We start from the raw sequence: 22,347 nt of genomic DNA, 5'->3' as shown, positions 1-22,347 counted from the left end.
TTAGGCGCCCCGGCAATTTCCCGAAATGCATGACGAAGGAAGCCAGGATGACGCGCTTCAACACCTTGCCCCAACGTGCCGGTCTCGGGCTCAAACCCGAACACTATGGAGACATACTTTCCGGCAATCCGAACATCGGCTTCTTCGAAGTGCATGCGGAAAACTACATGGGCGAGGGCGGTCCGCCGCATCGCTACCTTTCGGCCATTGCGGAGCGCTATCCGCTGTCCCTGCATGGCGTCGGACTGTCGATCGGCGGTAGCCGCGAACTCGATAAGGCGCATCTCGGTCGCCTGAAAAAATTGATCGAGCGCTATCGCCCGGCATCCTTCTCCGAACATCTTGCGTGGTCGACACACGAAAGCGGTTATTTCAACGACCTGCTGCCCTTGCCCTACACCGACGAAACGCGGGATCGCATCTGCGCGCACATCGACCAGGTACAGGAAACGCTCGGCACGCGCATGCTGCTGGAAAACCCGTCGACCTACCTGCTTTTCGAGGAAAGCACGATCGATGAGATCGACTTTCTGCGAACGATTTCTGAGCGCACCGGCTGCGGGCTGCTGCTCGACGTCAACAATGTGATGGTCTCGGCGATCAACCACAGGCTGGATCCGTACGACTACATCCGCCGCTTTCCCGTCGAGCATGTCGGCGAGATTCATCTTGCCGGATACGATGAGACCGCTGACGAAGCGGGCGAGCGACTGGCAATCGACGCGCACGCTTCGACCGTGCATGACGACGTGTTCGCGCTCTATGAATTCGCGCTCGGCCGCACGGGACCAATACCGACGCTGGTGGAGTGGGACAATGACGTTCCTGACTTTCCGACACTGAGCGCGGAAGCCGAACGGGTCGACGATGCACTTGCGCGTCTGCCGGACATCGGCCGTCGGGTGGCATGATGCAACACGCCACTCTCGAGGCCCGCTTTGCGGCTGCACTTGCGGACCCGGAACTTCCGCTGCCGGAAGGCCTGACGAGTGCACGCGGGCAGCCAGACAGGCTGCGCTTCGCCGTTTATCGCAACAATGTGCATGTCAGCCTGGTCGAGGCGTTGGTGCGGGCCTTTCCCGTTGTTTACCGGATTGTCGGCGACACGTTTTTCCGCGCCATGGCGCGTGCTTATGTGGCGATCCACAAGCCGGAAGACGCAGTCTTGATCCGCTACGGCGCCAGCTTCTCGGACTTCATAGCCAGCTTCACCCCGGCAGGTTCGCTTGCCTATCTCGCCGATGTTGCGCGCCTCGAATATGCGTGGAGCGAAGCCTACCATGCCGCTGACGCCGACCCGATCGGGTTGCAGAGCCTCGCGGCCGTTGCTTCCGAGATGCTTTCCGACACACGGTTGATCGCGCACCCGGCGACACGTCTGCTCGCGTCCAGCCATGCCATCGGTTCGATCTGGGCCGCGCATCAGCAAGAGCACGTCCCGCCGGTGCAAACGGCGCTGGCTCAAACCGTTCTTGTGACGCGCCCCGAAGCTGAGGTTAAGGCATCGATCCTGCCCGCGGTCGACGCGCCCTTCATTACCGCGCTGCTTGCCGGCGATACAATCGGCGAGGCCGCCGTAAAGGCAGGCAGGCACAGCCGCGATTTCAATCCCGGAGCGGCGTTGGCGGGCCTGATCTCGCTGGGTGCGATTTCGGGACTGCAAGTCAACAGCCAGGAGACGTTCTAATGAATACCGTGGTGGAACGCGGCACCGGTCTGCTGCACCGTTTTGATGCGTTGCTCGCGTCGATACCGCCGTCGCTGGCGCTACTGGTCCTGCGTATCGCGCTGGCAGTTCCCTTCTTCCGGTCAGGTCTCACCAAATGGGACGGCTTTCTGAGCCTGGCGCCGTCGGTGAACTACCTTTTCGCGAACGAATTCAAGCTGCATGTGTTCGGGCAGGCTTTGGATTTTCCGTTTCCGACGCTTGCGGCATGGGGCTCGTCTCTTGGCGAGATCGTCTTTCCTGTGTTGCTCGTGGCCGGCCTGTTCACACGCTTTGCCGCGTTCGGGGTGTTGCTGATGACCGCCGTCATACAACTCACGATTCCCGATGGCTGGGCCAACTTCCATCTGCCATGGGCGGCCATGGCGCTGGCGCTTGTCGTTTACGGCGGCGGACGTATTTCAGCCGACGCTTTGCTGCCTGCTGGCCGGTAGGCCAGCTAACGGATACGCCGGGCCGGCGGCGGGGCGGTCGACTTGCGGACAGCGAGTTCAATGTCCAGCGTTTCGCGCCAGACTTCGTGTCCGTGATCGAGAATGGCCTTTACCGCGCGGCGGCCGATCTCGGCGATAGGCTGCTGGATGGTGGTGAGGGGAGGGGTCGACCGCTCGCATTCGGGGACGCCATCGAACCCGATGACAGAGACCTCCCCCGGCACGGAGATCCCCCGCGCGCGCAGCCAGTCCATCGCAATGAAGGCGATGCGGTCGGATTGTGCGAGCAGGGCCGTCGGCGGTGTGGGTGAGGAAAACAGGTCCTCCAGTGCCGGATGAACGGTCGCCTCGTCTGCAAGCGTCTCGAAGACCGGGATCGACGATGTGTCGATGTTCCAACCTGCGAGCTCGTCGAGATAGCCCTTCACCCGGTCGCCCGAGGCGGAGAATGTTGACCTCGCGATGCGCTCGGCCGTTGCGCGGCCATAGCCGCCTTCCTGAAACTCCATGGCCATAATGGCGAAGTCGCGATGGCCGAGTTCTGCCATGTGCCGGGCAGCGACCCGGGCGCCCGCGACATTGTCGACGGCAACCACCGAAATGGTCTCGTCGCGATGTCCGAAGGCAAGCGCCACGAACGGCAATTGCCGTTCGCGCGACAGGTCGATGAGGCGCTCTGCGCCTTCCAGGCAAAACAGGATGAAGCCGTCCACCAGCGCGTTGCGGACGTTCCAGATCAGTTCGTCCTCGTTCGCGGCCGAAACCAGCGAGATGCCGGTGCCGCTGGCATCGCACGCCTCGGTGATGCCGGTCATGAGCACGCGGGCGAACGGGTCGGTGAAGAAATAGCCGAGCGGCTCGACGGTCGCGACGCCGATCGCGTTGACCTTGCCGGCGCTCAGCAGGCGGCCCTTCGGATCGGGTCCGCTATAGCCGATGGAAGCGGCCGCCGCGAGGACGCGTTCGCGAACCTCCTTGCTGACGATGTCCGGCCGATTGAAGACATTTGAAGCCGTTCCCTTGGAAACGCCCGCCGCCCTCGCGACGTCGGCCAGTTTGGGGCTTTTGTCGAGTATCAGTTTTCCCATCAGGGCAATCGTCTCACAAATTCGGTCTCAAGTCCTTGATTTCCGCGCAGACTTGAACCGGTTCAAAATAATTCTTGACCAGACGAATGCAAGGCCTATCTTTGAACCGGTTCAAGCCACAAATCTGCATGGCCGGTGAACCGGTTCAATTTGCGCGCTCATTCGATGGAGTGTTGAGATGTCTGTGATGGAACTTCGGGGACCCGTACCTTTTCGTGGAGCGCGGTACGACTTTCTCGGGACATTGCGGGCGGGCTGGCAAGCGATGCTGGCTCACCGTGAGGAACGGCGGACGATCGTGAAACTGTCGCGGCTTCCCGTTCATGTCATTCGCGACATGGGTTTCGATCCCGAGAGCGTTTACGCGGCCCTCGATGGCTCGTGGGACGAGGTCGACCCGGCCAGGCCCTATCGAAATCACCTGCCCAGAAACGGTCGGGTGTGAGCGCGGGCAGACGCTGCTCGCGTACACTTGCCAGCCGGCACGGCATCGTCTATTGAACCGCTCATGACCAAGCGCAGCGCCTCTCACACGACACGTTCGACCGCTTTTGCGGGCGAGACCGTGCGCGCGCTCTTCTCCACGCTTCTCCTTCTCGGCCTTAGCGGCGATCGCCGGGCTCGCTGAAGGAGCACCCGGCGGTCGATTTGCCGACGCCGGCGCCAGCTCCTTGCCGAACCAGTTGCGAAACAAAGATGGAAGCGCGCCCGCGCCGTGGCAATGAAAGCCCGGCTGGCGCTGGAGACAAGACGATGAACGAGCAAAGCCGCATCGCGCCCAATGCCTCGCGAAAGGGCATGGGCGACGCCCCGGTAAAGTACCAGCCCTATCCCGTGATCGACCTAAAGGACCGCACCTGGCCGGCCAGGCGCATCGAGAAGGCGCCGATCTGGTGTTCCGTCGACCTGCGTGACGGCAATCAGGCTCTGGTCGACCCGATGGGACACGACCGCAAGGCGCGCATGTTCCAACTCCTGCTCGACATGGGCTTCAAGGAGATCGAAATCGGTTTCCCGTCTGCATCACAGACCGATTTCGACTTCGCCCGCTGGTGCATCGAGGAAGGCAACGTGCCCGCCGATGTCGACCTGCAGGTACTGGTGCAGTGCCGGCCGGAACTGATCTCCCGCACCTTCGAGGCGCTCGAGGGGGCGAAGACGCCGATCGTGCATTTCTACAACTCGACCAGTGAGTTGCAGCGGCGCGTTGTGTTTGCAAAGGATGTTGCCGGCATCAAGCAGATTGCCACCGACGCAGCCAAGATGATCACTGACATGGCTGCCAAGGCCGGCGGTGGATACCGCTTCGAATATTCGCCCGAAAGCTTCACCGGGACCGAGCTCGAGGTGGCGCTGGAAATCTGCAACGCGGTCGCCGAGATCGTGAAGCCGACGCCGGACAACAAGCTGATCATCAATCTGCCGGCAACCGTGGAGATGGCGACACCCAACATCTACGCCGACCAGATCGAATGGATGTGCCGCAACCTCGACAATCGCGACAGCCTGATCGTCTCGCTACATCCGCACAACGATCGCGGCACCGGCATCGCGGCGACGGAGCTCGGCCTGATGGCAGGCGCCGACCGCGTGGAAGGCACGCTCTTCGGCAATGGCGAGCGCACCGGCAATGTCGATATCGTGACGCTGGCGCTGAATATGTACACGCAGGGCGTCGATCCGGAACTGGACTGCACCGACATCAACCGGATGAAGGACGTGTTCGAGTATTCGAACCAGATGAAGATCCCCGAGCGTCACCCTTACGTCGGCGAGCTCGTCTACACCGCCTTCTCGGGATCGCACCAGGACGCGATCAACAAGGGCATGAAGGCGATCAAGACCGCCAACAAACCCCAATGGGAAGTGCCTTATCTGCCGATCGACCCGCAGGACGTGGGCCGTAGCTACGAGGCGATCATCCGCATCAACTCGCAATCGGGCAAAGGCGGCATTGCTTATGTGCTACAGGCTGATTACGGCCTCAATCTGCCGCGCGGCCTGCAGGTGGAGTTCAGCCAGGACATCCAGCAGATCAGCGACGCCGAGGGCAAGGAAGTGCCTGCCAAGCGCATCCACGAACGGTTCCTCGAGGTCTATGTCGACCAGCCCGGCGCGCGGCTGAAATTCGTCGACCACCAGACCTTCCCGGCCACGGAGCGCAAGGGGCAGCGCGTTGTCGAGGCGGTGATTGTCGATGACGGCAAGGAGGTCACCATAACCGGAACCGGCACGGGGCCGATCGACGGTTTCGTCGATGCGCTCTCGCGCCATCTCGGCGTAGACCTCTCGGTCCTCGACTACTCGGAGCATTCCATGCAACGCGGCTCGAACGCGGCCGCGATCAGCTACATGGAGGTCGAGCACCCCGGCGGACGCATCTTCGGTGCGGGAATCAACACCAACATCGTCGCGGCTTCGCTCGAGGCGGTGGTGTCGGCGGCTAACCGGATCGTGGGCTGACGTTACGGCGGCTCATGCGGCTGCAAAAGTTTTTCGTCGGCGCGACAAGCAGTTGCGCCGACATGGGACTTTATCAACTGCTTATGGTTTTGTTCGGGACAAAATCGCGCGTATGATACGGCTTCCTTAGCTTTTTCTGCCAGGGAAAGGGCCGAAGCTTGCGGCGTATCATGCCCCCCGCCGATCAGGTTCTCGACGCGCTGGAGCGTATTCTTGCGAGCGACGTGTTCGCCAGGTCGGAGCGCGCGCGCGATCTCCTGCGTTATTTGGTCGAACAGGATGTCGCCGGCAACGCGGATCGCCTCAAGGGGTTCTCGATCGGGGTCGACGTCTTCCACAAGGACGACCAGTTCGATCCGGCGACGGACACCGTGGTTCGGGTGCAGGCGGGGCGACTGCGGGATCTACTGCAACAGTATTACGAAGTCGACGGGGCTGCAGACCCGCTGCGTATATCGGTGCCGCGTGGCAGCTACGTGCCGGAATATCATGTAGCGGACCCCACCGTAGCCTGCGTGGCAAGTGCGGCGACACCCGAACAGAACGATGTCGGCAAGACGGCCAACCGGCGAGCCTTGCCGTTTCTCGCGATCGGTCTTCTTCTGCTCGCGGTTCTGGGCGGCGTGGTTGGCTACCGCAGTTTCGCACCTCCATCGCCAGGGAGTGCGGACGTTCAAGGCGTCCAGCGCGCCGCCGCACCGTTCGGGTTTAGCGATACGACGGGTTCCGTGCCAGGCGACCTTTTGCCGTCGGTCTACATGAGCGTTGAAGCGGGCGACTACGGCGGGGAGAGGATTGCCGCGGCGGTGCGGCGGGGTCTCAGTGGTTTCGATACGGTGCATGTCATCGCGCCGCCGATGCAGCCGGGTGAGAGCGGCAAGGTCCGCCGGACCGACTTCCTGTTTCTGATCGGGCACGCCTCGACGCCGGGTGAGGTGCATGTCGAACTGCAAAACGTCTCCAACGGCAAGGTGGTCTTGTCGCGCAATCTTGCAATTGCCGATCGCGATCAGCGGGCAATCGAGGATATCGTCGCCGACCTGCTGACGACGGTCGCCTCCGTATCCGGTGTGTTGTATGCCGATCTGGCGGAGAACCGGGCCGAAACACCGCTGGCGCGATGCCTGGCGCTCAACGAGGCCTTCTACCGCGACCAGCAGGCCGATGCCCATCGCACCGCCTACGAGTGTTTCGAAGATCTCAGGAACGCGCGGGTTTCGTCCGCCCTGATCTATGCGGAACTGGCGGCGTTGCACATGCAGAGCATCGTCAATCGATATGACTATCCCGAACAGGCATCGGAGCAGCAGGCGCTCGACTACGCGCGCCGCGCCGTACAGCTCGCGCCCAGCAGCCCGTCGGCCCACAGGGCGATGGGCTATGTGCTGTCACGTACCGCCAACCTGTCCGAGGCAATGCGTTGGGTTCACAAAGCCTACGCACTGAACGAGTTCGATCTCAGCATGGCCGCATCCTACGGCTACGCCCAGATCTTCGCGGGCGATTATGCCGCCGGCACGCCCATCCTGCATCGCGCGGTGATGGCAGCCAGCGCGCATCCGACCTGGTGGGATTATGGTCTGTTCCTGGGGCGCTTCATGCTTGGCGAGATGGAAGCCGCCTCCAGCGCGGTCAGCCCGCTGGCGTCGAGCGACCGAGCCCACTACCTCGCGGCGCGGCTCGTGGTTGCCTACGAACTCGGCGACAGGGAGAAAGTGGACGCACTCCTGGGCCGGCTTCGCGCCGGCAATTCCGCATTCGCGGCCAATCCCGAGGCATTTTTCCGCAAGGGCAACTATCCGGAAAGCCTGACAAACCGGTTGGTCGAGACGCTCAGGGCAGCCGGTTTGATGGGCGCAAGCTAAGCTGGCCTACGATACCTTTACCCGAACCCGCGTTCATGGAAACGTCCGCTTCCTTTAATTGTTGATTCCGGGAGGTGGAGCATGGCGCTTTTCGCGCGGGAACTGGGCAGCGGCAGTGAAACGATCGCGTTGCTGCACGGCTTCGGCGGCAGCCACGCGGCGTGGACGCCTGTTCAGGAGCGTCTTGCGGACGGTGCGGCCACCCTTGCCTATGACCTGCCGGGCCATGGTGCTTCGCTTGCCTATCCCGAAGCCGGATCGGCAAAAGTCGCGGCGCAGGCGCTGCTCGAGGATTTTGCCACACGCGGACTGGAGCGGGTTCATCTCGTCGGCCACTCGATGGGCGGTGCGGTTGCAGCACTGACGGGCATCCTGGAGCCTGCGCGGGTCGCCTCGCTGACATTGCTATCGCCGGGCGGTTTCGGACCTGAGATCAATCACCGCCTGCTGACTCGTTATGCGGCCGCACGAGACGAAGCTGAGCTGCGCCCCTGCATGGAGGCGATGTACGGTTGGATGTCGCCCGTTTCCGATACGGTTATCGCCGACACGCTCGCCGCACGCGCAGCACCCGGTGCCGGCGAGAAGCTGATCGCCATCGCGGCCGGACTGGTGCGGGACGGCCGGCAGGGATTGCTTCCGAAGGAACGGCTGGAAGCGCTTCGCATGCCGGTCAGCGTCGTCTGGGGCGGGCTCGACAACGTGCTGCCTGCGCGCCATGCGCAGGGCCTGCCATGGCGGTTCGCGGTTCATATATTCCCGGATATCGGCCATATGCTGCCCGACGAAGCACCCGACGAGATGCTGGCAATAATCCGTCGTACGGCCGGGCTCCGCGACTGAGGCCACTTAAGCCTGCGATAGCGGTGCGCAAAATCGGTTGCGCCGTGATTTCGCCGACTGTCTGTGTTAACGATTGCTTAACCAAGCATTGGAGGCCGGCCGATGAGCGAGCCAGTCGAGGACATGAATGCCGATCGGCAGTCGGGCAGCCGCCTTGCCGAGGCGATCCGCGACGTGAAGAACGCGGTCGCCGACCGTGACGATGTCGTCGTCGACATTCGTGAGGCGCAGCGCACGCGGCTGGAACTGCTGGCCGACGATTTGAAACCCGTTTTCGCCGATGTGGACGAGGATGACGAACGCTTCGACTTCGCCATCTCCGCCGGCGCACAGCCGCGCCTGTGGATCGATTCCGTCGCCCATGTGACGATGGGGCGTGACCGTCGCACTTACCGGTTCCTGCGCGATACGCGGCTGGGCCGTGTGGTGCTTGCCGAGTCAAGCGATATCAAGAAGGTCGCGGACCAGGTTACGCGCTACATCGCCGAACGTGTCATCGAGCGACGGCGGATGCTGGAAGGCGAGGTGACCCTGCTCGACCCGCGCCTCTATGTGTCTCAGGACAATGACAAGGAAAAGAAGGGCTCGTCCGTCCTGCGCGGCCTCGGTATCATCCTGCTCGGCGGGCTGGTCGGCGTGGCGGTGATCCTGATGCTGTCGTGGCCACAGGTTGCGGATATGCTGGGGCGATCTTTCTGACTTTGGATGCGGGGAGCGCGCTACTCCGCCAGCAACTCGGTCTTGATTGTCTGAACCTTCGTACCGTCCTCCGAAAGGCCCCTGCGCGTCAGTGCTATGCGCCACGCTCCGGCATCGCCTCCGATCTCGAACAGATTGTACTGTCCGGGCGGACGCTTGCCCTTGGGTGCCTGGCCGGCGGCGGCAACGCCCACGACAGGAATGTCGCGCTTGTGCCCCTCGATGCGGTGCGTGGTTGGCAGGTGCGTATGGCCGTGCAGCACGAGCTCCGCCCCATGCTTGCGCATCACCTTCTGGAAGCGGCCGATGCCGAGCAGGCGTTTGTGAGCGGGGTCTGCGCCGCGCACCGGCGGATGATGGATGATGATGACACGGCACAAGCCTTGGGCGTCGGCCTCGTCGAGCAGTCGCGCCAGCCGTTCCGCCTGGCCGTCGCCGAAGAAGCCGCTTGCCATGAACGGCGCGGTCGCGCGTGCCGACGAGACGCCGATCACGGCGACAGTTCCACGTACGCGCATGAAAGGGAACGCGCCGCGCCGGGCCGGCTCCTCCATGCCATCGCCATGCATCCACGGACCCCAGGCAGCGCAGGCCTTGTCGAGCGCGCCGGGCACGTAGGCGTCGTGGTTGCCGGGCACAACCGACACCTTGTCAGGCGCGCCCAGCGCCTCGAGCCAGAGGCGGGAGAGCTCGACCTCGCCACTCAGGGCGAGGTTCATAAGGTCTCCCGAGACGGCGATGTGGTCGGGTTCCGCAGCCTTGAGGTCGGCGACAATGGCGTCGATGATGCCTTCGTGCAGGTTGGAGCGCCGATGGCGGCGCCAGTTGATGTAGCCCGTTATCCGCTTGGAGACGAGGTCGCGATAGGCTAGGTCGGGCAGGGGGCCGAGATGGATGTCGGAAAGATGTGCAAGCCTGAACATCTTTATTCTTTAGAGCATGAGCGCGAAGGGTGGGAACCGCATTTCGGCGAAAAGCGGATCTGCCGCGCCGGGATGCCGCACCTGTCTCCAAATATCTCGGAGGCTTGCCGGTGAGTGACGCCGAACCTCCATTCATGCGCCAGCGTTTTTGGGCACGCTTGCGTGGGCGGCTTTTTCACACCTGGTTCCTGCTGCGCCGACCGATGACGTTCGGGGTACGCGGGGTCATCCATGACGCTGGCAACAATGCCGTTTTTCTCGTGCGCCACACCTATGTACCGGGCTGGCATTTTCCCGGCGGGGGCGTGGAGGCCGGAGAGACGGCGCTTGAATCGCTGGGGCGCGAACTGGTGGAAGAAGCCAATATCGAGCTGCTCTCGATGCCCGTTCTGAAGTCTCTTCACTTCAACAGACAATCGAGCCGGCGCGATCATGTCGCGGTGTATCTCATTACGGATTATCGGCAGACGGCGCCGAAAAAGCCGGATGCCGAAGTCGCCGAAGCGGGCTTCTTCCCGATCGATGCTCTACCGGAGGAAACGACGCCGGCGACACGTCGGCGCATTGCGGAGCTGTTCGCAGGCGAACCAACGGCGGCTTACTGGTAGCCGCCGGCAGGCTCCTCAGGCTGCTTTCCTGAACCGGTTGCGGTCGTGCGGCGCGGTGAAGTCGAGTTCCGGGCCCTTTGGCACGATGCGCGTCGGGTTCACGGTTTCATGGCTCGCATAATAATGCGCCTTGATGTGCAGCATGTTGACCGTGCTGGCGATACCCGGCACCTGATAGAGATCGCGCAGATAGTTCGACAGGTTCGGATAGTCGCGGATCTGCCGGAGGTTGCACTTGAAGTGCGAATAATAGACCGCGTCGAAGCGGATCAGGGTCGTGAAAAGCCGCCAGTCCGCTTCCGTTGTCTTGTCGCCGACCAGATAGCGGCTGCGGGCGAGACGCTGCTCCATATCGTCGAGCGCGTCGAAGAGTTCGTCGAAAGCTTCTTCGTAAGCGCCCTGCGTGGTGGCGAAGCCCGCGCGGTAGACGCCGTTGTTGATCGCCGGATAGACGCGGTCGTTGACTGCGTCGATCTCCCGCCGCAGATGTGCCGGCGAGAGATCGACCGACGCGTCGCCCCACGCGTCGAAGGCTGAATTGAGCATACGGATGATTTCGGACGACTCGTTGGAAACGATCGTCTGTTCTTTCTTGTCCCACAGCACCGGCACCGTCACGCGGCCGGAATATGTCGGGTCGGCGCGAGTGTAGATCTGATGCAGGAATTCGCTGCCGTAGAGCGTGTCGCCTGTGGCACCGTCTTCCTCCACGAAGGTCCAGCCGTTTTCACCCATGAAATGATGCACGACGTCGACGGAGATGACGTCCTCGAGCTTCTTCAGCTTGCGGTAGACAAGTGTGCGGTGGGCCCATGGGCAGGCATAGGAAACGTAGAGGTGATAGCGACCGGGCTCGGCCTTGAAGCCTCGTTCGCGACCTTCCGCCGGCTTGCCGTCGACCGTAATCCAGTCACGGAACTGGGACTCGGAGCGCTTGAACTTGCCGTCGCTGCCGGTGTCGTACCATTCGTCTTTCCAGATACCGTCGACGAGACGTCCCATTGCATTGCTCCTTGCTGTGTTCCTTTCAATCTAGGCACGTGCCCACCTCCGGGAAATGCGCCGGGCGATGAACAGTTCGTCACCACGCGTGAGAATCTGCGATTGCGGACCGCCGGTTTTGGTGCTAGCGGAAATTTCGTCCGGACTATCCGGGCGGAGGAGACTGCCGTGACCACGATCCGTTTCGAGCGACGACGAATTGGCTGAACGCCCCCAGGGGCGTTGGCGGCGCTTGCCGCATCAACCGTTCTCACGCTTGCAAACCGGATACGACCATGAGCCTTGACGTCGCCTACGCGCAGGAACTTGCCGCGCACGACCCCGAAATCGAAGACATCAACGCGGAAGCCTTCGGGCCGGGTCGCTTCGCGCGCGCTGCCTACAAGATCCGCGAGGGCGGGCCGCACCGGCGCGACCTGTCCTTCGTCGGGCTCGTGGACGGCAAGGTCGTCGCATCGGTGCGCATGACGCCGATCGCGGCCGGTGGCGCCACGGCGCTGTTGCTGGGGCCGCTGGCCGTGCGGCCGACCTACAAGAATCTGGGCATCGGCAAGAAGCTTGTCGCGATCGCGCTGGAGGCGGCAGGCAAGGATGGCTGGGGTCTCGTGATCCTCGTCGGCGACGCGCCGTATTATGCGCCTCTCGGCTTCGATGTGGTGGTGCCGAACGGCCAGCTCATCATGCCGCGCCCGGTCGATCCGAGGCGGCTGCTGGCGGCGCAACTGAAGCCGGGTGCGCTGGCAGGGTTTGCTGGGGAGGTGGGGCATGCGGGCGCTGCCGCTGCCAGCGGGCCCGTCGAGCGTAAGAGGCTGAAGGCGGCGGAGTAGTGGAATAAGGGAATAGGGCAGTAGGGCAATATGTCCGGCTGCGTACTGCCTTAATGCCCTACTCACCTGATTACTTACCTTCCTTCCCGATACCACATCGCGCCCAGCGCCATCAGCAGCAGGGCGAGGCCGAAGAAGCCCGCGAACAGCGGCACGCGGCTGACCGAGCGCAACACGCTGTCATTGGTGGTGCGCAGGCCGATCCAGTCGCGGCCGGAAGCCTCGCCGCCTGCACGAACCGGCACGACATTGGGCACGGAAACGCCGCCGGCAAGCGTTGCCGCCAGACGCCGCACACTGCCGCCCGATGCTTCCGCAGCAGGCCGCAGCACATCGGTCGTCGACACCGTATCCTGGAATTCGGGCGCGTTGACCGGGCCGACATGGGCAAGCGTCGTCAGATCGCCATTGCCGATCTGGTAGAGGCCGATCTCGTCGGTCTCGACGCTGCCGGTGAACTGGCCCGGCGTCGACGGTTCAAGCGTAACGTCGATCGACTGGCCGGACGGAGAGACGACCGTCGCGGGTCCCGGATCGTCGCTCATGGTCTGGCGGGTGATGTCGAGCGTCATGCCGCGGCCGGAGGCGGTGAGGCGCTCTTCCTCCAGCTCGGGCTCCTTCATGAGCCAGTGCGCCATGCGCCGGTAGAGCGATACGTGCGGGCCGCCGCCCTCGAAGCCGCGCGCCCATAGCCAGCCCTGGTCGGACAACAGCATGCCCACGCGCCCTTCGCCGCGCCGGTTGAGCACCAGCAGCGGCCGGTCGTCGGCGCCGTTCATGACGACCTCGCCCTCGGGGGACTGGATGTCGATCTGCCGGAACCAGCGGCTCCATTGCGGCGGCTCGGCAGCCGAACCCTCGAGCCCGCGCGTAACCGGATGGCGCTCGCCAGTGTCGGTGAGGCGCGGGTAGAAACCCTGCTCGAAGACGCTGCCGGTGGGCATTGCAGGCAAGGCCGACATCAGGGGCGTGCGGGCGATGGACTGGTTGCCGGCATATTCGGGGCCGGCTGCGATCAGCAGCGCGCCGCCATTTTCCACATATTCGGCGATGTAGTCGTAATAGAGGATCGGCAGCACGTCGCGGTGCTGGTAGCGGTCGAAGATGATCAGGTCGAAATCGTTGATGCGCTCGACGAACAGCTCGCGCGTCGGGAAGGCGATCAGCGAGAGCTCATTGATCGGGGTGCCATCCTGCTTCTCCGGCGGGCGCAGGATGGTGAAGTGGATCAGGTCGACTGAGGTGTCGGACTTGAGCAGGTTCCGCCAGGTGCGCTCGCCGGCATGCGGTTCGCCGGAAACGAGCAGCACGCGCAGGTTCTCGCGGATGCCGTCAAGCATGGCGATGGCGCGGTTGTTGGTGTCGGTGAGCTCGCCCGGTGCCGTGTCGATGACCAGTTCGACAATGTTCTTGCCGGCATTCGGGATGATCAGCTCCAGCGGCATTTCCTGGCCGACGACTGCCTGTTCGACAGAAACCAGCTCTCCGTTGACCAGCACGCGCACGTCGACCAGCCCACCTTCGTCGCCGGTGGTCACGACGCGGTAAGTCAGGTCCACCGGGCGCCCCACGATGCCGAAGCGCGGTGCGCGCTCGAAACGGATGCGGCGGTCGAATTCATCCTCGTCGCCGGTGACGAGCACGTGCAGCGGCGCACCCGATTCATCGACCTGTGCAGGAACGTCGTGGACCTGCCCGTCGGTGACCATGATCGCGCCGGCCACCCGCGATGGCGGCACGTCGCGGAAAGCGTTGTCTAGCGCGCCGAAAAGCCGGGTTTGCGTGCGGTCGTCGGCGGCACTCGCGCGCCCCGCCTCGACCACGCGAACGTCGAATTGCGGGAAACGTGCAAGGCGCGTCCGCAACGTTTCGACGGCGGCCTCCGTTGTCTCCGCGCGGTCGCCGATGTCCTGGCTCTGGCTGCGGTCGACCACGAGGGCGACGACGCTTTGCAGTGGATCGCGTTCCTCGTCCAGCAGCACCGGGTTGAGCAGCGCGACGGCCAGCGCCGCAAACGCAGCAAGCCGCAGCAACGCCCCACGCTGGCGCAGCGCAAGGCCGACAGCGGCAAGCACGGCGACCGGCAGCAGGATGGCGGCCATCCAGCTCCAGGCAACCAGGGGTTCGAAGGAGAGCGACCAGTTCATGCGGTGCCCGCCTGTGCATCACCGGCTGGCGCGAAAGAGCAGGGCGCGGAAAGGGTCATCGTTACTGCCCCAGCCGTTCGAGAAGGATCGGCACGTGCACCTGATCGGATTTGTAGTTGCCGGTGAGCATGTACATCATGATGTTGACGCCGGCCCGGTAGGCATAGACCCGTTGCATCGGGTCGGCCGGTACGGTCGGGAACATGGGTGCGCCGGAGGAGTCGATCGCCCAGGCGCCAGCGAAATCGTTGGCAGTGATCATGATCGGCGAGACGCCATCGCCGGTGCGCACCGGCCTGTTGTCGGGGTTCGCCGCATCAAACGAGGCTTCGACCCAGAGCGGGCCACCGGCGAAGCGTCCGGGGAAATCCGGCATGATAAAGAAGGTCTTGGTCAGCACGTGGTCCTGCGGCACCGGCTCCAGCGGTGGCACGTTCATGTTTGCGAGGATGTCACGCAGCCGCCGCGTGGAAGGGCTCGCGGCGTTTGCACCGAATCCGTTCGAATACTGGTCGCGTGTGTCGAAAAGCACCGTGCCGCCTTCGCGCATATAGGCGTCGACGCGCGCCAGCGCGGTCTCCGACGGCATTGCCGCAGCTTCGTCGATCGGCCAGTAGATCAGCGGGTAGAAGGCGAGTTCGTCGGTCTCGATGTCGACGCCGGCGGGTTCGGCCGGTTCGAGCGCCGTCTTCTCGACCAGATAGCGCGTCAGGCCTTGCAGGCCAGCGCGGCTGACCGCGTCCACCGACCCGTTGCCGGTGACGACATAGGCGATGCGCGTCTGCGAGATCGCGGCGATTGCTGCCTCGTCGTCGGGCTGGGCATCCTGCGCGTCGGCAATGGTCGGGAGGAATATGAGGCCGCCTGCGAGCGCTGCTACGACAAGGCTAGCCGTCTGGGCCGGACCCGACCGCAGACCTGACCGGCGCGCGAACATTCCGCCCATCCAGAAGACGGCCAGCGTGTCGAGCAGCATCAGGGCGAGCGCGGCGGCGATCAGCGGCCCCTTGAGGTCGACCGCCTCATCGAACGCATAGGCGGCTGTGGTGACGGGCAGGCCGGTCTCAGGGCGCTCGATGGGGCTGAAGGTAGCATCGGGCGCCAGCAGGTTGTGCGCGACCACGCCTTCTTCGGTGCCGTAGAAGCCGGGCGGATTCTCGATGGTGACGGCAGGCCGTTGACCGGGCTCCAGCGGACGTGCCTCGGGTCCCGGCGGCATAAGCTGGCCGTCGGCGGCGATCATGCGGTAGGGCGCGAGCGAGCCGGCTGCACCCTCGCCGGATGCGTCGATGCGGCCCTGGTTTCGCGAAAGCTGCACGATGCGGCGCAAAATCTCGACAAAGGAACCGGAGATCGGCAGGCTCGACCACGTCGCCTCGGGCGTGACGTGGAACAGAACCAGCGTGCCTTCGCCGCGCGGCCCGCCCGTTATCAGCGGCGTGCCGTCGGCAAGGTTCGCCCAAGTGCGCTCAACGATGTCGGCGGTCGGCTCGGCCAACACCTGCCGCGAGACGGTCACTTCGGTCGGTGGCGCGAGATCCGCGAACGGCCCGGTGGACGGAAACTCTGTCACCGGCTGCGGCTCGGTCCATGAGAGGGCGCCGCCCAGCGCGCGCTCACCGGTGCGCAGCCTGACCGGCAGCAGTTCCTCGTCATTGCCGGCAGCAGCGAGGCGAGAGCCCGCGAAGCGGACGAGCGTGCCGCCTTCGTTCATCCACTCGACGAGGCGCTCGCGGGCCGTATCGGGCAGCGTGCCGACATCGGCCATGACGATCATGGCCGGGCGTTGCTCGAGGATTTCCGGGATCGCCTCATTCAGGTCGGTGCTCGATGGCTCAACCAGATCGGAAAACGGCTCCAGCGCACGGCGGATGTAGTAGAGCGGCGACAGAAGCGGCTGCGCGGCGTCGGCTTCGGCCTGCGAAATCAGGCCGACGCGGCGCCGGCGGGAATTTTCATCGAGCAGATAGACCGACGCGGCCTGGTTCTGCCCGTCGACGGCAATCGAAACGAAGTCGTTGCGCAGTTCGAACGGCACGCGGAACTGTCCCTGTGCCTCGGTTTCTCCAGCGCCGAAGGACAGTGTCGTCTCGGCGATGCGGCGGCCGCGATCGTCGAACGCGGCTGCCGTCGCCTGGCGCGGCAACGCGTCGGTTGTGCTGCGCACGGCGCTGAACGTGAAGGCGTCGGCGAGGTTGTCGCTTTCGCGTACGCCGATCATGGCCAGTTCGTTCGGTTCGATCCAGACGAGTTGGCCCGCGCTGCCTGCAAGCAGCGCTTCGAATGCGGCTTCGTCGCCGTCGGTCGCGAGCCCATCCGAAAGCATGGCTACGGTCGCGTCCGGGACGGCCTCCAGCGCCTGCGCCACGCGCGTGAACATTGCGGGCCGGTCGACCGGAACCGGGCGGGGCTCGGCAGCCGCGAGCCGCTCACGCGCCGTGGCGGCATCGAACGGGCCGATCTCCGTGTTGGTCTGCTCGGCGGTGAAGGCGAGGACGACCGGCTGCCCGGCATCGTTGGCATCCTCGATCAGGCGCTCGGCGGTGGCGACGCGAACCTCCCAGTCGGGCGCGCTCGCCCAGCCATTGTCGATCACGATCGCTGTCGCGCCACCGCTTGCCGGCGTTGCCTCGCGGGCGTTGAATATCGGGTCTGCGAGCGCGAAGATCACAAGCGCCGCCATCAGAAGCCGCAGCAGCGTCAGCCACCACGGGCTCTGGTGCGGCGTTTCCTCCTTGCGCATCACGCGCGCGAGGATGCGCAGAGGCGGGAAGGTCTCGGTCTGCGGCTTCGGCGGCGTCAGGCGCAGCAGCCACCAGATCACGGGCAGGGCGAGAAGCCCGAACAGAATCGCGGGAAAGCCGAACGAAATCGGGAGCCAACCCATCAGCGGCCTCCATGCCCGACATCGGCGGTCATCGCCATGTGAACCTTGACCAGCGCGTCCGAGGCGAGCCGATCCGTATGATTGACCGTGTAGCTCCAGCCGAGCTTGGCGCAGCGGCTTGCGAGTTCCTGCCGGCGCGCCGTGTAGAGCCGGCGGTAGTCCTCCGCGAGCGTTTCGGCGCGGCCGGCCGTCAGCTTCTGGCCGGTTTCAGGATCGGTGAATTCGGTGCGGCCGGAATAGGGAAAGCTTTCTTCGGCCGGATCGCTGATCTCGATCAGATGCGCGCGCACGCCACGCTGGGCCAGCGGATCGAGCCATTTAAACGTTTCTTCGACCGGATCGAGAAAATCGCCGGCAACGACGATGTCGCTGAACCGGCGCAACTGCGAAAGATTGGGCCGCGCAGGCAACTCGCCGGCGTGAAGCAGGTAGGAGGCCAGCCGTTCGGCGCCGTTGCGCGCCGTGAACGGATCGCTGAGTCCCGGCCATGCGATGCGCTCGCCGCTGCGCGAGAGCAGCTCCGCCAAGGCAAGAATCAGGACGAGCGCACGCGATTCCTTGGACACCGAAGCACCGCGCGACTGGTAGAGCATGGACGGCGAGGGGTCGGCCCACAGCCACACGGTGTGAGCAGCCTCCCATTCCTTGTCGCGGACGTAGACATGGTCGTCGCGGGCGGAACGCCGCCAGTCGATGCGCGACATCGTCTCGCCTTCGACATAGGGGCGGAACTGCCAGAAATTCTCGCCGATGCCGCGCTTGCGGCGGCCGTGCCAGCCGGCGATCACAGTGTTGACGACGCGGCGGGCCTCGACCAGCAGGTCGGGCACCAGCGAAGCGCGCAGCCGGGCGCGGGCGAGGGCGTCGCGAGCCGCGACCGGGGGTGCGGCCTCGCCGACGCGTGCCATCAGCCGGCCGCTTTCGCCAGCTTGGCCACGACGTCGCGCACGCTCATGCCTTCGGCGCGGGCCGCGAAGGTAAGCGCCATGCGGTGCTGGAGCACGGGTTCAGCCAGCGCGCGCACGTCGTCGATGGACGGTGCAAGCCGCCCGTCGAAGAGGGCGCGAGCGCGAGCGCACAATGTGAGGGCCTGGCTGGCACGTGGGCCAGGGCCCCAGGAAACGTGCTTGTCGGTCTCGGCATTGCCCTGTCCCGGCCGCGCGGAGCGCACCAGCGAGAGGATCGCCTCCACCACGCTTTCAGGAACCGGCATGCGCCGGATCAACGTCTGGATTTCCCGGAGACGCGTCGCCGAAAGAACGTTTTCGGCAGTCGCATCCTCGACGCCTGTCGTTTCCAGCAGGATGCGCCGCTCGGCCGCCAGCTCGGGGTAGAGGATGTCGACCTGCATCAGGAACCGGTCGAGCTGCGCTTCCGGCAGCGGGTAGGTGCCTTCCTGCTCGAGCGGGTTCTGTGTCGCGAGCACGTGGAAAGGAGCCGGCAGGTCGTGACGTTGGCCTGCCACGGTCACGTGGTATTCCTGCATCGACTGGAGCAGGGCCGACTGCGTGCGCGGCGAGGCGCGGTTGATCTCGTCGGCCATCAGAAGCTGGGCAAAGATCGGTCCGCGGATGAAACGGAAGGACCGGGTGCCCTTGTCGTCCTGGTCCATCACTTCCGAGCCGATGATGTCGGACGGCATCAGGTCCGGGGTGAACTGGATGCGGCGGCCGTCCAGGCCAAGCACCACGCCCAGCGTCTCGACCAGCTTGGTCTTCGCCAGGCCGGGCACGCCAACGAGCAACGCGTGGCCGCCTGCGAGCAGGGCCACCATCGTGCGCTCAACCACGCTTTCCTGGCCGAAAATTACCTTGCCGACCGCGTCGCGCACCTTGGAAATGTCTGCGAGCGCTGCCTCCGCCTGGGCAACCATCTGGGTCTCGCTGAGGGCGGGTTCCTTGATCGTCACGCTCATAAGCGTCCGGTTCCTTGTCAGTTGCGACTCGGCATCGCCCTTGGCGGTGCGGCTTGGTTGAACTTAAAACACGCAACAAGGCTGACAAGCGGAACAACAGTGACTATTTCGTGACGATGGCTATACGCACAGATAATGACGCTCCGGGCCTCGGCGAGGCCACCGACACCGCCGGACTGGAGGCGCTGATCGGGCGCGCAGCGCGGGCCGGAAAGGGTCTTCCGCCGGTCGAGCGCTGGAATCCGCCTTTCTGCGGCGATCTCGACATGGAGATCAAGCGCGACGGCACCTGGTTCTACCTCGGCACGCCGATCGGCCGGATGCCGCTGGTGCAGCTCTTTTCGACCGTGCTGCGCAAGGATGACGACGGCAAAACCTATCTCGTCACGCCCGTCGAGAAAGTCGGTATCCGCGTCGAGGATGCGCCCTTCGTGGCGGTGGAGGTCGATGCCAGCGGGGAGGGGAGCGATCAGGTGCTGACCTTCCGCACCAATGTCGGCGACGTGGTCGAGGCTGGCCCCGACAACCCGCTCCGCTTCGTCGACGAAGAGGGAACCGACGGGCTGAAGCCCTACCTTTTGGTGCGCGGGCGGCTGGAAGCGCTGGTCGCGCGGCCGGTGATGTACGAGCTGGCGGAACTCGGTGAGGAAATCGACGTAGATGGACGGACGATGTTCGCCGTACGCTCAAAGGGTGCGGTGTTCCCCATCATGCCGGCCGACACGCTGAAAAGGCTCAGCGCGTGACGATGGACGCCTCGACGATCGGGACATTCTCGGCGGACGATTTCCGCCGCCGTGCCGCTGGCGAGCAGGCGCCGCACCACGACACCGATTATGGCGACCACAGCCTGAATCCGGATCTCAAGGCGCTTTTCGCGAATGCCAAGCTTCGCGATGCGGCGGTGCTCATTCCGGTGGTCGACCGGGGCGACGAGGCAAGCGTCATCCTGACCAAACGCACCGAGAAGCTGCGCAGCCATTCCGGCCAAGTGGCCTTTCCGGGCGGCCGCATCGACCCGACCGACCCGACACCCGAATTTGCCGCATTGCGCGAAACCGAGGAGGAAATCGGCCTCGGCACGGATTTCATCGATGTCGTCGGGCGCATGCCGGATTATGTGTCGGGCAGCGGTTTCCGCATCGCGCCGGTACTTTCGGTCGTGAAGCCGGGCTTCCTGCTCACGCTCAACGAAGACGAGGTGGACGACGCCTTCGAGGTGCCGCTGTCATTCCTGATGAACCCCGCCAATCACAACCGCGAGAGCCGTATGTGGCAGGACAAGGAACGCTTCTTCTACACGATGCCCTTCGGCGAGCGGTATATCTGGGGCGTGACCGCGGGCATCATCCGCACGCTCTACGAAAGGCTCTACACGTGAGCGGTGCATCGATCGCAGACCGGGCTGGCTGGCTGCGGGACGAAAGCCTGCAACGGTTGCTTTCCGTGCTGTCGGAAGATGGCGAGGAGGGGCGCGTGGCCGGCGGCGCGATCCGCAATACGCTGCTGGGGCAACCTGCAACGGACATCGACATCGCCACGACGAATGTGCCGGACGAAACGGAGCGTCGTGCCGCGGCGGCCGGATTCAAGACCGTGCCCACCGGCAAGGAGCATGGCACGATCACCGTCATCGCCGACGGACGCGCCTATGAAGTGACGACGCTGCGCGACGATGTGGAGACCGATGGCCGGCGCGCCCGGGTCGTCTTCGGCCGCGACTGGAAACGCGATGCCGAAAGGCGCGATTTCACCATCAACGCGCTTTACGCGACCGCGCAGGGCGATGTGGTGGATCTGGTCGGAGGTCTTGGCGATCTGGAGACGCGAACGCTGCGTTTCATCGGAGACGCGGAGACGCGGATTCGCGAGGACTACCTTCGCATCCTGCGCTTCTTCCGTTTCTTCGCCTGGTATGGCGCGGGGCGGCCGGATGCCGACGGCATTCGCGCCTGCGCGCGGCTCAAGGAGGGCCTCACGCGGCTTTCGGCGGAGCGGGTGTGGAGCGAGCTCAGGAAGCTTCTCGCCGCGCCTGATCCATCGCGCGCGCTGTTGTGGATGCGTCAATCGGGCGTTCTGACCGCGATCCTGCCGGAAAGCGAGAAATGGGGCATCGACGCCATCCACGGCCTCGTCGCTGCCGAACGCGATCTTGGTTGGCAGGCCGATCCCATGCTGCGGCTGGCGGCGATCATACCGCCAGACGAAGCGCGTGTGTCGGCGATGGCCGAACGCCTGAAGATGTCGAACGCCGAGGTGCAGCGGCTCGGCGCCTGGGCAGGGACCAGCCCTGTGCATCACGCCACCAGTGAAGCGGCGATGGCGAAGGTCGCCTATCGCGGCGATGTGGCCGGGTTGCGCGACCGGCTCTTGCTAGCGCTGGCCTCGGCCCGTGCAAGGGCTGCTCAGGATGACGGCGCGCTGATAGAGGCGGGCGGGAACGCGAGGCTCCTGCGTTTTCTCGAAACCTGGCAAAAGCCGGCTTTCCCGGTGAAGGGCAGCGACCTGACCGCGCTCGGCATACAGCCGGGCCCTGGTGTCGGCGAGACGCTGCGCACACTCGAGGAGGCTTGGATCGACTCCGGGTTCTCGTTGGATCGCGAAAAGCTCATCGATCTGGCGCGTGCTGGGCAGCCTTAAGCCCACAGTGCAGCACTTAACTTATCGAATCCCGGGTGCGACGCACGAGAAGTGCGTCGCAAAGTCTTGAAATGCTGATGAATAGTCAGGCGGCGTCGCGCTTCGTCTCGATGCGCGAGCGGATTGCCTCGACCATCGTTTCGCGAATGGTCGATTCGCCGTGGGTTTCACGCATGTGCTCGATCGCGCGGCGCATGACCTCGGCTTCTTCCGGGTGTCGCGTGTGCCAGTCGCAACCGGGGACGAGCGAGCCGCAATGAAATTCCTTCATCGTTCTTCT

At 64.5% G+C, this 22,347-nt stretch carries 21 protein-coding genes; 13 read left to right on the top strand and 8 right to left on the bottom strand.

Annotated elements, in window-relative coordinates; translation table 11 throughout:
- Positions 1–47: 47 nt before the first annotated feature.
- From bufB to ACVJNE_RS01555, 3 genes are read left to right on the top strand one after another with little or no spacing between them, the layout of a single operon-like run.
- A complete protein-coding gene (gene bufB / locus ACVJNE_RS01565) occupies positions 48–911 on the top strand; it encodes an MNIO family bufferin maturase (protein ID WP_499562366.1) in 864 nt (287 codons plus the stop codon).
- Entirely contained in the window at positions 911–1,687 is a 777-nt protein-coding gene (locus ACVJNE_RS01560) for an HvfC/BufC N-terminal domain-containing protein (RefSeq protein ID WP_499562364.1), read from the top strand. Before bufB ends, ACVJNE_RS01560 begins: the two co-directional genes overlap by 1 nt.
- The gene (locus tag ACVJNE_RS01555; protein ID WP_499562362.1) at positions 1,687–2,160 is read left to right on the top strand and encodes a DoxX family protein; all 474 of its coding nucleotides are present in this window, start codon (positions 1,687–1,689) and stop codon (positions 2,158–2,160) included. The genes ACVJNE_RS01560 and ACVJNE_RS01555 overlap by 1 nt, the downstream gene beginning before the upstream one ends.
- A 5-nt stretch (positions 2,161–2,165) precedes the next feature.
- Here the strand turns inward: ACVJNE_RS01555 and ACVJNE_RS01550 are convergent, their stop codons facing one another.
- Positions 2,166–3,248 carry a LacI family DNA-binding transcriptional regulator gene (locus tag ACVJNE_RS01550; RefSeq protein ID WP_499562360.1) on the bottom strand — a complete coding sequence of 361 codons (1,083 nt, stop codon included), beginning with the start codon at positions 3,246–3,248 and terminating at the stop codon, positions 2,166–2,168.
- A 178-nt stretch (positions 3,249–3,426) separates the two neighbouring features.
- On the opposite strand from ACVJNE_RS01550, the gene ACVJNE_RS01545 reads away from it, so the two are divergent.
- From ACVJNE_RS01545 to ACVJNE_RS01525, 5 genes are all read left to right on the top strand, one after another.
- The gene (locus ACVJNE_RS01545) at positions 3,427–3,693 is read left to right on the top strand and encodes a hypothetical protein (protein ID WP_499562358.1); all 267 of its coding nucleotides are present in this window, start codon (positions 3,427–3,429) and stop codon (positions 3,691–3,693) included.
- A gap of 353 nt (positions 3,694–4,046) precedes the next feature.
- Positions 4,047–5,711 (top strand): 2-isopropylmalate synthase, encoded by a 1,665-nt coding sequence (gene leuA, locus ACVJNE_RS01540; RefSeq protein WP_499563172.1) that lies wholly within the window; start codon positions 4,047–4,049, stop codon positions 5,709–5,711.
- Between the two features lie 170 nt (positions 5,712–5,881).
- A complete protein-coding gene (locus ACVJNE_RS01535; protein WP_499562356.1) occupies positions 5,882–7,576 on the top strand; it encodes a tetratricopeptide repeat protein in 1,695 nt (564 codons plus the stop codon).
- 81 nt (positions 7,577–7,657) lie between these two features.
- Positions 7,658–8,419: an alpha/beta fold hydrolase gene (locus tag ACVJNE_RS01530; RefSeq protein ID WP_499562354.1), complete on the top strand. Its 762-nt coding sequence runs from the start codon at positions 7,658–7,660 to the stop codon at positions 8,417–8,419.
- 102 nt (positions 8,420–8,521) lie between these two features.
- Positions 8,522–9,118 (top strand): hypothetical protein, encoded by a 597-nt coding sequence (locus ACVJNE_RS01525; RefSeq protein ID WP_499562352.1) that lies wholly within the window; start codon positions 8,522–8,524, stop codon positions 9,116–9,118.
- A 20-nt stretch (positions 9,119–9,138) separates the two neighbouring features.
- Here ACVJNE_RS01525 and ACVJNE_RS01520 read toward each other — a convergent pair whose 3' ends face one another.
- Complete coding sequence (locus ACVJNE_RS01520) at positions 9,139–10,041, bottom strand: metallophosphoesterase family protein (protein WP_499562351.1); 903 nt, start codon at positions 10,039–10,041, stop codon at positions 9,139–9,141.
- Positions 10,042–10,175: 134 nt separating this feature from the next.
- Here ACVJNE_RS01520 and ACVJNE_RS01515 point away from each other — a divergent pair, with 134 nt between their 5' ends.
- Positions 10,176–10,649 (top strand): NUDIX domain-containing protein, encoded by a 474-nt coding sequence (locus ACVJNE_RS01515; protein WP_499563170.1) that lies wholly within the window; start codon positions 10,176–10,178, stop codon positions 10,647–10,649.
- A gap of 15 nt (positions 10,650–10,664) precedes the next feature.
- Here ACVJNE_RS01515 and ACVJNE_RS01510 read toward each other — a convergent pair whose 3' ends face one another.
- A complete protein-coding gene (locus ACVJNE_RS01510) occupies positions 10,665–11,651 on the bottom strand; it encodes a glutathione S-transferase family protein (RefSeq protein WP_173192763.1) in 987 nt (328 codons plus the stop codon).
- Positions 11,652–11,926: 275 nt separating this feature from the next.
- On the opposite strand from ACVJNE_RS01510, the gene ACVJNE_RS01505 reads away from it, so the two are divergent.
- On the top strand, positions 11,927–12,478 hold the full coding sequence (locus ACVJNE_RS01505) for a GNAT family N-acetyltransferase (RefSeq protein WP_499562349.1): 552 nt from the start codon (positions 11,927–11,929) through the stop codon (positions 12,476–12,478).
- Between the two features lie 74 nt (positions 12,479–12,552).
- Here ACVJNE_RS01505 and ACVJNE_RS01500 read toward each other — a convergent pair whose 3' ends face one another.
- From ACVJNE_RS01500 to ACVJNE_RS01485, 4 genes are all read right to left on the bottom strand, one after another.
- Positions 12,553–14,625, bottom strand: coding sequence for a hypothetical protein (locus ACVJNE_RS01500; RefSeq protein ID WP_499562347.1), 2,073 nt, complete (start codon positions 14,623–14,625; stop codon positions 12,553–12,555).
- 61 nt (positions 14,626–14,686) lie between these two features.
- Positions 14,687–17,512: a DUF4159 domain-containing protein gene (locus tag ACVJNE_RS01495; RefSeq protein ID WP_499562345.1), complete on the bottom strand. Its 2,826-nt coding sequence runs from the start codon at positions 17,510–17,512 to the stop codon at positions 14,687–14,689.
- Positions 17,512–18,420, bottom strand: a complete 909-nt coding sequence (locus ACVJNE_RS01490; protein ID WP_499562343.1) for a DUF58 domain-containing protein — start codon at positions 18,418–18,420, stop codon at positions 17,512–17,514. The genes ACVJNE_RS01495 and ACVJNE_RS01490 overlap by 1 nt, the downstream gene beginning before the upstream one ends.
- Positions 18,420–19,427 (bottom strand): AAA family ATPase, encoded by a 1,008-nt coding sequence (locus ACVJNE_RS01485; protein ID WP_499562341.1) that lies wholly within the window; start codon positions 19,425–19,427, stop codon positions 18,420–18,422. Before ACVJNE_RS01485 ends, ACVJNE_RS01490 begins: the two co-directional genes overlap by 1 nt.
- Positions 19,428–19,543: 116 nt before the next feature.
- On the opposite strand from ACVJNE_RS01485, the gene ACVJNE_RS01480 reads away from it, so the two are divergent.
- Genes ACVJNE_RS01480 through ACVJNE_RS01470 form a run of 3 tightly spaced genes read left to right on the top strand, consistent with a single transcriptional unit; the run spans position 19,544 to position 22,067 of the window.
- Complete coding sequence (locus tag ACVJNE_RS01480; protein ID WP_499563168.1) at positions 19,544–20,173, top strand: DUF1285 domain-containing protein; 630 nt, start codon at positions 19,544–19,546, stop codon at positions 20,171–20,173.
- Between the two features lie 2 nt (positions 20,174–20,175).
- Positions 20,176–20,808: a CoA pyrophosphatase gene (locus ACVJNE_RS01475; RefSeq protein WP_499563166.1), complete on the top strand. Its 633-nt coding sequence runs from the start codon at positions 20,176–20,178 to the stop codon at positions 20,806–20,808.
- A complete protein-coding gene (locus ACVJNE_RS01470; RefSeq protein WP_499562339.1) occupies positions 20,805–22,067 on the top strand; it encodes a CCA tRNA nucleotidyltransferase in 1,263 nt (420 codons plus the stop codon). Before ACVJNE_RS01475 ends, ACVJNE_RS01470 begins: the two co-directional genes overlap by 4 nt.
- A gap of 85 nt (positions 22,068–22,152) precedes the next feature.
- Here the strand turns inward: ACVJNE_RS01470 and ACVJNE_RS01465 are convergent, their stop codons facing one another.
- Positions 22,153–22,338 (bottom strand): DUF1059 domain-containing protein, encoded by a 186-nt coding sequence (locus ACVJNE_RS01465; protein WP_173192751.1) that lies wholly within the window; start codon positions 22,336–22,338, stop codon positions 22,153–22,155.
- Positions 22,339–22,347: the final 9 nt, after the last annotated feature.

This window comes from Mesorhizobium sp. DxT (genome assembly GCF_058448885.1).
This window is presented reverse-complemented; position numbering and strand designations above follow the sequence as displayed.

Coding starts and splice junctions, on each gene's coding strand:
- ACVJNE_RS01485 (WP_499562341.1), bottom strand. CDS start 19,427: ATGAGCGTGACGATCAAGGAACCCGCCCTCAGCGAGACCCAGATGGTT.
- ACVJNE_RS01480 (WP_499563168.1), top strand. CDS start 19,544: ATGGCTATACGCACAGATAATGACGCTCCGGGCCTCGGCGAGGCCACC.
- ACVJNE_RS01490 (WP_499562343.1), bottom strand. CDS start 18,420: ATGGCACGCGTCGGCGAGGCCGCACCCCCGGTCGCGGCTCGCGACGCC.
- ACVJNE_RS01500 (WP_499562347.1), bottom strand. CDS start 14,625: ATGAACTGGTCGCTCTCCTTCGAACCCCTGGTTGCCTGGAGCTGGATG.
- ACVJNE_RS01510 (WP_173192763.1), bottom strand. CDS start 11,651: ATGGGACGTCTCGTCGACGGTATCTGGAAAGACGAATGGTACGACACC.
- leuA (WP_499563172.1), top strand. CDS start 4,047: ATGGGCGACGCCCCGGTAAAGTACCAGCCCTATCCCGTGATCGACCTA.
- ACVJNE_RS01525 (WP_499562352.1), top strand. CDS start 8,522: ATGAGCGAGCCAGTCGAGGACATGAATGCCGATCGGCAGTCGGGCAGC.
- ACVJNE_RS01530 (WP_499562354.1), top strand. CDS start 7,658: ATGGCGCTTTTCGCGCGGGAACTGGGCAGCGGCAGTGAAACGATCGCG.
- ACVJNE_RS01545 (WP_499562358.1), top strand. CDS start 3,427: ATGTCTGTGATGGAACTTCGGGGACCCGTACCTTTTCGTGGAGCGCGG.
- ACVJNE_RS01560 (WP_499562364.1), top strand. CDS start 911: ATGCAACACGCCACTCTCGAGGCCCGCTTTGCGGCTGCACTTGCGGAC.
- ACVJNE_RS01465 (WP_173192751.1), bottom strand. CDS start 22,338: ATGAAGGAATTTCATTGCGGCTCGCTCGTCCCCGGTTGCGACTGGCAC.
- bufB (WP_499562366.1), top strand. CDS start 48: ATGACGCGCTTCAACACCTTGCCCCAACGTGCCGGTCTCGGGCTCAAA.
- ACVJNE_RS01475 (WP_499563166.1), top strand. CDS start 20,176: ATGGACGCCTCGACGATCGGGACATTCTCGGCGGACGATTTCCGCCGC.
- ACVJNE_RS01550 (WP_499562360.1), bottom strand. CDS start 3,248: ATGGGAAAACTGATACTCGACAAAAGCCCCAAACTGGCCGACGTCGCG.
- ACVJNE_RS01520 (WP_499562351.1), bottom strand. CDS start 10,041: ATGTTCAGGCTTGCACATCTTTCCGACATCCATCTCGGCCCCCTGCCC.
- ACVJNE_RS01535 (WP_499562356.1), top strand. CDS start 5,882: ATGCCCCCCGCCGATCAGGTTCTCGACGCGCTGGAGCGTATTCTTGCG.
- ACVJNE_RS01495 (WP_499562345.1), bottom strand. CDS start 17,512: ATGGGTTGGCTCCCGATTTCGTTCGGCTTTCCCGCGATTCTGTTCGGG.
- ACVJNE_RS01515 (WP_499563170.1), top strand. CDS start 10,176: ATGCGCCAGCGTTTTTGGGCACGCTTGCGTGGGCGGCTTTTTCACACC.
- ACVJNE_RS01505 (WP_499562349.1), top strand. CDS start 11,927: ATGAGCCTTGACGTCGCCTACGCGCAGGAACTTGCCGCGCACGACCCC.
- ACVJNE_RS01555 (WP_499562362.1), top strand. CDS start 1,687: ATGAATACCGTGGTGGAACGCGGCACCGGTCTGCTGCACCGTTTTGAT.